Here is an 8021-nt window from a genome sequence, read left to right as displayed (position 1 = left end):
TCTCGGTGCACGGCGTCGAGGTGGACGACGAGCCGGCACAACCAGCCCCGACAGCCGCGCCCGCGTGGGACTCCGCGGTGGAGCCGTTGGAGGTGGGCCGCGGCCTCGAGCGCGCGTGGATGATCTTCGAGGATGCCTCACGATCTGCCGCTTCCTTCGTCTCCAGCAGCGAGTACGCGCTTGCCCGTTTGGACGAAGATCTGACCGCTGCCGTCGCAGATCCGTCGTTGCGGAACTCGGCAGCGGGAGTGGCGGCGCGCGATGCCGCACAGAAGCGTCACGACGACCTCGTCTCACTCGCGCGGGACAATCACGCCCGCGACAGCGCTCAGCTTGCGCACGAACTCGGCGTGATCGACGGCGTGCTCCCACGGTCGATGGCGTCGTGGAAGTCGGTATCCTGGGCGGGTACAACCGATCCGGCCCAGATCACAGCCGTCAGCGACGGAATGCGTCTGGGTGAGCTGTCGGCTCCGGACCGCGGCACGCTCACCGTTCCCTACTGCGTCCCGCTCCCACTGCGTCGGCCCATCTGGGTGGACAGTACGTCGAGCAAAGCAGCGCTCGGTCTGATCAGTGCCGTCACCGTGCGCGTCATGGCAGCAGGCCCGATGCCGCTACTCGACGTCGTCGACCTGACCGGCTCGCTCACGCCACTGACCGACCGACTGGCACCGATGCTCGCGGGGCCGGTCATCACCACTCCCTCCGAGATCTCAGCGCGTCTGCGGGCACTCGCCGAAGCCGTCGACATGGGCGAACTCGCGCGAATGAGTGGCGTCGCAGATGGCCCGAGTTCCCTACGACTGTTGATCCTCAGCGATTTCCCGCACGGATATTCCGCCGAAGACGCACAGACCATCATGTTCCTCTCCGAACGCGGACCGGGAATCGGTTTGTCGATACTGATTGTCGGAGAGGACGAGTCGAACTTCGCGGAAGAATCCGTCGCCGCGCTGTCCGAGGGGTGCCAACATCTTTCGGCAGCAGGGCAGACGGAGGTTCACGATCCGTGGACCCGCACGCAATGGCACTTCACCCCGGACGTGCTCGACCCGATCTCCGAGTCGCGAATTCTGGCAGTGTTCGACCGCACCTAGCGGCCGATGGCGGATTGCCGAGCACACAGGCAGAGTGGTGGTACGACCACGCGCGGTGTGTGGCGGCAATACTCGAGGAGACTCATGGCATTCTGGGATCAGTTGAAGGCTAAGGCTCAGGAGATGAACGGCCAGCTCAAGACAAAGACCAGCCAGTTCCAGAACAAGGAATTCAAGAACGCGAGCATGGCAATGTGCGCGTTGATCGCCGCCGCAGACGGTTCGATCGATCCGTCGGAGCGTCAGAAGACCGCCGCGCTGATCATGAGCAACGAGTCGCTCGCGGTCTTCCCGCCGGACGAGCTTCGTGAGCAGTTCGACTGGTACTGCAGCAAGCTGTCCTCGGACTACGAGTTCGGCAAGGTCGAGGCAACCGCGACCATCGCCAAGCTCAAGTCGAAGCAGGATCAGGCCCGCGCGGTCATCCAGATCGGCATCATCATCGGCGGCGCGGACGGCAACTTCGACGAGCACGAGCGCGGCGTCGTACGCGACATGTGTTTTGCAGTCGGAATTTCTCCGGCCGAGTTCGATCTCTGATCGATTCAGAGCATGAAAGCGGGTGCGGCGCGAAAGCGCTGCACCCGCTTTTCTTTTCAGTACTCGGGATAGCCGTCCTCGGGTCCCAGCATGCGCTCGATCCTCGTCCGCGTGATCTTGGCGAGCTCGTCGACGCAGACCTTGCGCTCGACGGACCGTTCGTTGGACATGCGCTGGCCGATGTTCTCGAGCAGGTCGTCGGCGTCGTGGCCGTGCGAACACCACAGATACCGGAAGCCGAAGTTCCGCTCGTACTCCTCGCCGGCGCGATAGATGGTTGCCATGACGGCGTCGTCCGGAACCCAGATCGAGCATTGCTCGAGGTGGGACGGCACGCTGTTCTTGCGCACGCCTACGGGTGGATGGCATTGCAGGGCGCGTTCGACGTCCTCGTCCGAGAGGTTGAGAATCGCGTCCTCGGCGCGCGAGAGGATCTCCGCGTGGTCGGCGAACGGACGTCCGTCGCTGACCCACCCGGCCCACGTCAGCGAGCAGCAGCACTCGAACAATGCGTGAACTGCCTTCTGCCGCGGTAGTTCGTTGAAGCGCTCCAACCCGATCGATTGATGTAGCAGCATGTGACCTCCCGGCCCGTTGTGCCTTCAGGCGCGCTCGACATGCCGCGCGGTAACCAGATGCGCGACCATATCGATAATTCACTGCTTCAACTGGGAAAGGAAGGTTTGCTCCCCGAGTTTTCAGGTTCTTAACGCGGCGTAACGAGCTGACCGACACGGTCTCCACCCGACAAGGTTCGCTGACGAAGCCGACTCAACCGGGCGCCGATGACCACAGGAGATGGCGAGCAATCTGTCCCGAAAAGAGGCCAATCAACGTTGCGTCTGATGCAACTTCACGGAGATCGGTTGGCGATCCCGCCGTCTCCGAAAGGCGACCAGCGGCTTGACAGGGTCGGCTCTCGTTTGAGGCTCTCGGCGTCGGCCCCTGCAATGGGCCGGGAGTGTGTCTCGTTCGCTGGCAGTCGTGGAGGCTCCGCGCGAGTTCGCGGTTGGCTCGATTTTGTATCGGGCCGTAGATGTCATATCAAGAATCTATGAGGTCGAGGGTGGATACGGTGGGCGAGCGGAGGGGGATGTGGATCGTCGCCGCATTGTCGATACTTGCTCTGGCAGCACTCATCTGCGCGGTGGTGACGTTCAGCATTGCTGTGCAGTCGATCTCCGGTGGTATGGGTCCTGCTGTCGAAGCGAGGGTGCTGGACGTGGAGGACGGTGCCACGCTGGGCCGTTGTGTGCATCCGCGCACCTATACGGTGGGATGGGCGCAGGACGAGGTGGACCACATCGAATCGTTCGTCGAGTGCTCCAGCGCGCACGAATACGCTGTGGGGCAGACGGTCAGGTTGTGGCGGGGTTCGAGTGGTCACTTGGTCGGATCGAGTCCGACGCTGATCGTGGCTTTGAGCAGTTCGCTGTCATTGGTGACGGGAGCGTTGGCGGTTTTCTCCGGGCGGAAGGCAGTTCGGGCGTGGCCGGCTCGACGGAAGGGGCGTAGTGATGTGGGGACGTTGAACATGTGAGTCCGAATGGCGGTGGCAGGGAAACCGGAATTTCACGTAACCGTCCTCGCGGCTACGCCATTCGAACGCAAGTAGCTCGGCGATTCTTTTTGTGGGGCGACGCAAGCGCTCGCGGCCTCGGAAGTAGCTCGTAGACGTCACGATCTTCCACAGTTTATCTGCGCCGTTGGTGTGTGAACGGCGAACTCTCCATGAGGTGCCGTGACTCACTCAGAGGTTTTCGTCCTGGACGACGGGTATTGATTGTTCGATGTAGTCGGCGTCGGGCGTCGCGTCGACGGCTGCGGGTACGCGGTCGTTTTCCATGGCGGTGGTCCTTACTGTGCGGTGTGTCCTTCTGGCTGTGCGGATTTCAGTGTTGTTTGCGCGTTGTCGCGGCGTAGTGCTGCGGTGATGTCCTCGAGTTCGAGGACCCGCCTGATGCCGACGAGGTTGATGCCGCCGGCGATGGGTTGTTGCTCACCAGGCTCGCGGCGGGCACCCTCGAAGCTGCAGCGCCGGCCCCGCCGATCATGTTGCCTCGCTACTCGTATCGGGTTCCGGTGATGCGGCCTCGAGCCACTCAACGCTCCCCTCCGTTGCAATTGAAGTGAAGGAACACTGCGCGATTCGAATACTGCACGGCCCGTCGACCTCCCCGGTTGTCACTGATCCGGAGCAACAACGCATTCGAGGAGGCTTCAGATGATTGCTGGGGTGGGATTCGGTGGCTTCCATTGCCGTGGGAATGGCGGATAGCGCTCTCCTAGGTGACTCCATGCGAGCTCAAGCGGAACGCAGTTTTACTGACGCCCTGGTGAACACTTCGGCAGCCATGAAGCTCTTACGTCGACTGCTCAAAGGCCTGGAGTTGTGCTGAGTGTGATGGTCACCGACAGACTGGCCAGCTACAGATTGGATGCCCGTATCTCTGTCAGCTGCTGAAACCGCAGGCGTCTATGTCACGCGAGCGATCCCTCGAGCAGATCGACGAGAGCATCGGTATGGGTTAGTTGCGGATGGTGCCCGGCACCCGGCAGCGAGATCAGTTTGATGTTCGGAAGTGACTCGAGCTGCGCAACCGCGGCCGGGTCGATTGGGTCTTTGCTTCCTGTGATGATGCGGACCGGGCCACTGAATCGCCTAAGCGCTTCTTGGAGTGCAGCACGCCACCGCTTCGATCCCGCACGGGCGAGATGCTCGGCCACGCTCTTGGAACTGCTTCGCTCGAGGTCACTGAGACTGGAAACGAGAGAATCCGCGCTCGCTTCTGATCCGGTCAGTTTGCGTGAGAGCCGTGCCGGGTCTGCGTGTCGCAAGTAGGCGCGTACGAGCGGCTTCAGTCTGGCCGAGGAACCCATCGGGGCCTGGAGGAAGAACGGTGCGATCAACGTGAGGGACTTCACCTGCGCCGGGAACCGGTCAGCCGCAACTACTGCAGCAGCCGCACCGATGGAGTGGCCGACGAGGTCAGCAGGTTCAGCAGCTACTACCGCCGGCAGCCACTCATCCCAGTCCTGAACGCCGGCCCCGCTACTGAGGCCGAGGCCGGGCAAGTCGACGACCCGCCCCTCGATGCCGGCAGCTACCTCTGCCCACGTGTCCGCGTTCACGGGCATGCCGGGAAGAATCACCCGACTCGATCCTCGTACGCCGAGCTCAAATGTCCTCAGGCCGCCGACGTCGACGAATCGACGGTCGGCGGACATGACGGCACCAAACCGACGCGCTGCCAGGTAGTCGGCCCACCGTTCGAGGGACACCAGCACGTCGGGCATCAGGATCCCGTGTCTGTCGGCGAACTCGACGGCGGACTCTGTCGGATAGCGGTCGGCGGACATGAAGGTGAGAGTCTCGGGATCGGCCTTGGTGATCTGCTGCGGGAGCCGCTTGATGACGCCGATCGGAATCCTGACCCGCGGGACCTTCGCACCGAGATGCCGACCGACGTGTGTGAGCAGGTCCGCTAGCGGTGGGGTGTCGTCGTGGAGAACCCAGTAGGCCATGCCCTCAGCAGCGGGATCGACCGCAGCTGCCGTCATGAAGGCCGCCAGATAGTCGACCGTGACGATCGGGAGAAACGTCGATTCGTTTCCAGGCAACGCTGCTGCGGTGCCGTTCCAAATCTGCTCGACTGTGCTGGCCAGCCCGATGTGCTGGTCGGATTCCCCGGTGGCGCTGTCGCCGATCACGCTGGACGGATTGACAATGGTCCAGGGAACTCCGTGCTTGAGGGCTCGGGCCTGGAAGATTGCGTCGGATTCCACTTTTGACGCTTCGTAGGCGCCAAGGTCCTTGTAAACCGCGGTGCGGTGATCGTCGGGCCATGGAACCGTTGTGGGGTCTTGTCCGCCGACGCGGTAGCCCGACACATGGATCACGCGCTGCAGGTTGGGGAGGTCCTTGGCGAAGTCGATCAGCTTCTCGACGATGCCGACGTTCGCGCTGCGTGCCTCCTGGGCGGTCATTCCGAATCGGTAGGACCCGGCGCAGTTGTGGATCTCTGTGATGAAAGGGAACGCCGATGGGCCACCCGCGACGATTTCAGGAGCGTCGAAGTCGACGATCGTCGTGCTGATGCTCCGCGTCAGGCCATGCTCTCTGACCCATCGCTCGACACGGGCCCCGGACTCGGCGGTCCGAACTGCCGCCGTGACGTTCGTACCAGCCTCGGCGAGGGTCAGGACGAGGTGCCGACCGACCAGACCTGAGGCCCCGAAGACCAGGGCGTGACGGGAGACGTCGCGTGGAGTCATCGCGTTCCGCCAACGGTCTGGCAGCGCTGGTTGATGAGCTCCGCAACGATGTCAGCGGCCGAAATCAGGGGTTGCGTGTTTTGCGTAGCGCGAGAGACGATGACCGCCCCCTCGATTGTCGACACAACAACGGTCGCCAGGGATCGGGCCTCGTCGGGGACAACGCCGCTGGCCTCGAGAAACGCGGTTGTCAGGGCGATCCACGACTCAAAGGCAGCGGCGCACGCCTGCCGCAGACGCTCGTTCTCCGCGCCCATCTCCAGGGTGACGACAGAGACCGGGCAACCCCGCCGGAAGTTGCTCTCGCTGACGATGGTCGTCAGGGCCTCGATCGCGGCGCGTGCTGCCTCGGCCGCATCGACCCGGGAAATCGCGGCCTCTGCAATCAGCGTCCCGAATGCCTTCGTGGCGAGCTCAATCGCTGCGACGCCCAGGCCTTCCTTCCCGTCGGGGAAGTGGAAGTAGATCGACCCTTTCGGCGCTGCGGCGTGTTCGATCACGGCGTTCAGGCCCGTGCCGCTGTAGCCGCTGGTCTGGATGAGCTCGAGCATGGATTCTGCGAGCCGTGCCCTTGTCAGGTCTCCTTTGGATGCCATGAGCCAACAATAGACCGGTCTACATATTATTTTCAACCGAGAGAATGCGTCTACCAACCAGTCTCGTCGTGATCGACATGCGTGTGACCGCCGACGCCATCATCGGAGTGCCGGCGACCTAGGATCCGGCCAAGGCTTCGGGTCAGGTCCGCTTGCGGGTCGCGATCTCGTCGGAGAGCTGCTGAACGTGGGCGGCGTCCGCGTCCCGGGCAAGGGCGACGTAGTGGTCCATGACGGCCGGCCGGTAGCGCACGGGCAACGTCTGTCCTGGGGCGAGTCGTGTCAGCTCGGTGATCGTGAGGTCTTCGTCTGCGATACCGCGGAACAAGATGCCGTCGGAGGTCTCCACGTCGAACATCAGGACCACGCGTGGATTGCTGTTGACCTCCCGCCAGTCGACGAGAATGCCGAGCGCAAGCACCCCCGTCCGCAGTTCCGCATTGCGCTTGCGTGCATCACTGCTCATGAGCGGGTTCGGGGCGACGCCCGGAAAGTCGGGTCCGACGCCGAGTGATTCCCGACTCAGGTCAGGCCTGAGCTTCGACATCACATCGTCGAGCGTCATCTTTGAATCGTTGCGCTTCTTTTTCCAACCGAACATCCTGACCCCTCCATCACAGCGGCGCCGGAATCTCGGCCTGGAGCTTCGCTCTGATCGCGATTGTATGTCGCGGTCATTCTCGATCTCCGTCGCATCGTCCCGTCCACCTGCGGGTCGAAAGGCCTTTCAATCTGCACTCGCGCGTGCGGACAGACTTTTCGCTCACCAGTTGCACGCCAGTCCCTCTTGCCGGTGCAATTTCCGTTGTCAGAAGGCGAAATCCATGAAGGGGACCGAGATTGGCCCCCAGACACGAATGGAAGGTCGCCATGACGAACGACGCCCCTCACCATCGCGCCCGCATTGGTCGCCCGCCACCTCGGCCACCACAGCCCTGGATGCAGCGATGTTCGACAGCAATCGCGAGCGGGCTTGTGAGCGGTTAGTGGGAGTGGGCGTCAACCGACGTGGACGTGTGGCCGGCGGGACTGGTCGGGTTCGGCGCGGCGGAGGACCTCACGGGTCACGGGAGCTGTTTCGCCCTCACCGATGAACAGGAAGCGGAGCAGGTACATGATCGGGTTTCCCTCGGTCCACTCGAAGTAGACGTCGGGAATCACGCCGGTGATGTCTCTCGTCCGCAGGAGAACCGCCGCAATGGTGTTGGGGACGGCAGGGCTGTCGACCCAGAGAATCCGGTGCTCACCGCGCTGTCGGCCGTGGACGAGGAGGTCGGTGCTGAATTCGGAGGAGTCTGTGACGTTGACTTCGATGAAGATGATCGACTCCGCCTCCGGGATGTTGCTTTCGGCGCGCTGCCGCGATTCCTTCTGCCGATACTCGTCCTCGTCGAGACGGTCGACGTCGTGCGCCACCATCGCGAGGTAACCCTTCTCGGCTGCCTCGGCGATGAATTGCAGCGCGGTCTCGTCGAATTCGACGGAGGTTGCCCGTAGTTCGAAGGCTCGC

At 63.0% G+C, this 8021-nt stretch carries 8 protein-coding genes and 1 pseudogene; 3 read left to right on the top strand and 6 right to left on the bottom strand.

Annotated elements, in window-relative coordinates; all coding sequences use genetic code 11:
• The coding region (locus tag A2J01_RS00415; RefSeq protein WP_064111404.1) for a hypothetical protein at positions 1-1100 on the top strand (1100 nt) is incomplete at its 5' end.
• An 84-nt stretch (positions 1101-1184) separates the two neighbouring features.
• Positions 1185-1640: a tellurite resistance TerB family protein gene (locus A2J01_RS00410; RefSeq protein ID WP_003941110.1), complete on the top strand. Its 456-nt coding sequence runs from the start codon at positions 1185-1187 to the stop codon at positions 1638-1640.
• Between the two features lie 56 nt (positions 1641-1696).
• Here the strand turns inward: A2J01_RS00410 and A2J01_RS00405 are convergent, their stop codons facing one another.
• Entirely contained in the window at positions 1697-2218 is a 522-nt protein-coding gene (locus tag A2J01_RS00405; protein WP_007727034.1) for a 2-oxo-4-hydroxy-4-carboxy-5-ureidoimidazoline decarboxylase, read from the bottom strand.
• 497 nt (positions 2219-2715) lie between these two features.
• Between A2J01_RS00405 and A2J01_RS00400 the strand changes: the two genes are divergently transcribed.
• Positions 2716-3180, top strand: coding sequence for a hypothetical protein (locus A2J01_RS00400; protein WP_156511696.1), 465 nt, complete (start codon positions 2716-2718; stop codon positions 3178-3180).
• Positions 3181-3497: 317 nt separating this feature from the next.
• Here the strand turns inward: A2J01_RS00400 and A2J01_RS36190 are convergent, their stop codons facing one another.
• From A2J01_RS36190 to A2J01_RS00380, 5 genes and pseudogenes are all read right to left on the bottom strand, one after another.
• Positions 3498-3746, bottom strand: a complete 249-nt coding sequence (locus tag A2J01_RS36190) for a hypothetical protein (protein WP_197494124.1) — start codon at positions 3744-3746, stop codon at positions 3498-3500.
• Positions 3747-4121: 375 nt separating this feature from the next.
• Positions 4122-5915 (bottom strand): alpha/beta fold hydrolase, encoded by a 1794-nt coding sequence (locus tag A2J01_RS00395; protein WP_064111402.1) that lies wholly within the window; start codon positions 5913-5915, stop codon positions 4122-4124.
• Positions 5912-6511: a TetR/AcrR family transcriptional regulator gene (locus tag A2J01_RS00390; RefSeq protein WP_039972767.1), complete on the bottom strand. Its 600-nt coding sequence runs from the start codon at positions 6509-6511 to the stop codon at positions 5912-5914. The genes A2J01_RS00395 and A2J01_RS00390 overlap by 4 nt, the downstream gene beginning before the upstream one ends.
• A 142-nt stretch (positions 6512-6653) precedes the next feature.
• A complete protein-coding gene (locus tag A2J01_RS00385) occupies positions 6654-7076 on the bottom strand; it encodes a hypothetical protein (RefSeq protein WP_231915382.1) in 423 nt (140 codons plus the stop codon).
• Positions 7077-7510: 434 nt separating this feature from the next.
• Positions 7511-8021: pseudogene (locus tag A2J01_RS00380) on the bottom strand (amino acid transporter); the annotation flags it as partial.

The organism is Rhodococcus sp. EPR-134 (assembly GCF_001647205.1).
In the GTDB taxonomy this organism is placed as follows: domain Bacteria; phylum Actinomycetota; class Actinomycetes; order Mycobacteriales; family Mycobacteriaceae; genus Rhodococcus_F; species Rhodococcus_F qingshengii.
Note: the sequence above shows the minus strand (reverse complement) of the source record. Positions and strands in the feature narration are given on the sequence as shown.

Coding starts and splice junctions, on each gene's coding strand:
- A2J01_RS00410 (WP_003941110.1), top strand. CDS start 1,185: ATGGCATTCTGGGATCAGTTGAAGGCTAAGGCTCAGGAGATGAACGGC.
- A2J01_RS00405 (WP_007727034.1), bottom strand. CDS start 2,218: ATGCTGCTACATCAATCGATCGGGTTGGAGCGCTTCAACGAACTACCG.
- A2J01_RS00395 (WP_064111402.1), bottom strand. CDS start 5,915: ATGACTCCACGCGACGTCTCCCGTCACGCCCTGGTCTTCGGGGCCTCA.
- A2J01_RS00390 (WP_039972767.1), bottom strand. CDS start 6,511: ATGGCATCCAAAGGAGACCTGACAAGGGCACGGCTCGCAGAATCCATG.
- A2J01_RS00385 (WP_231915382.1), bottom strand. CDS start 7,076: ATGACGCTCGACGATGTGATGTCGAAGCTCAGGCCTGACCTGAGTCGG.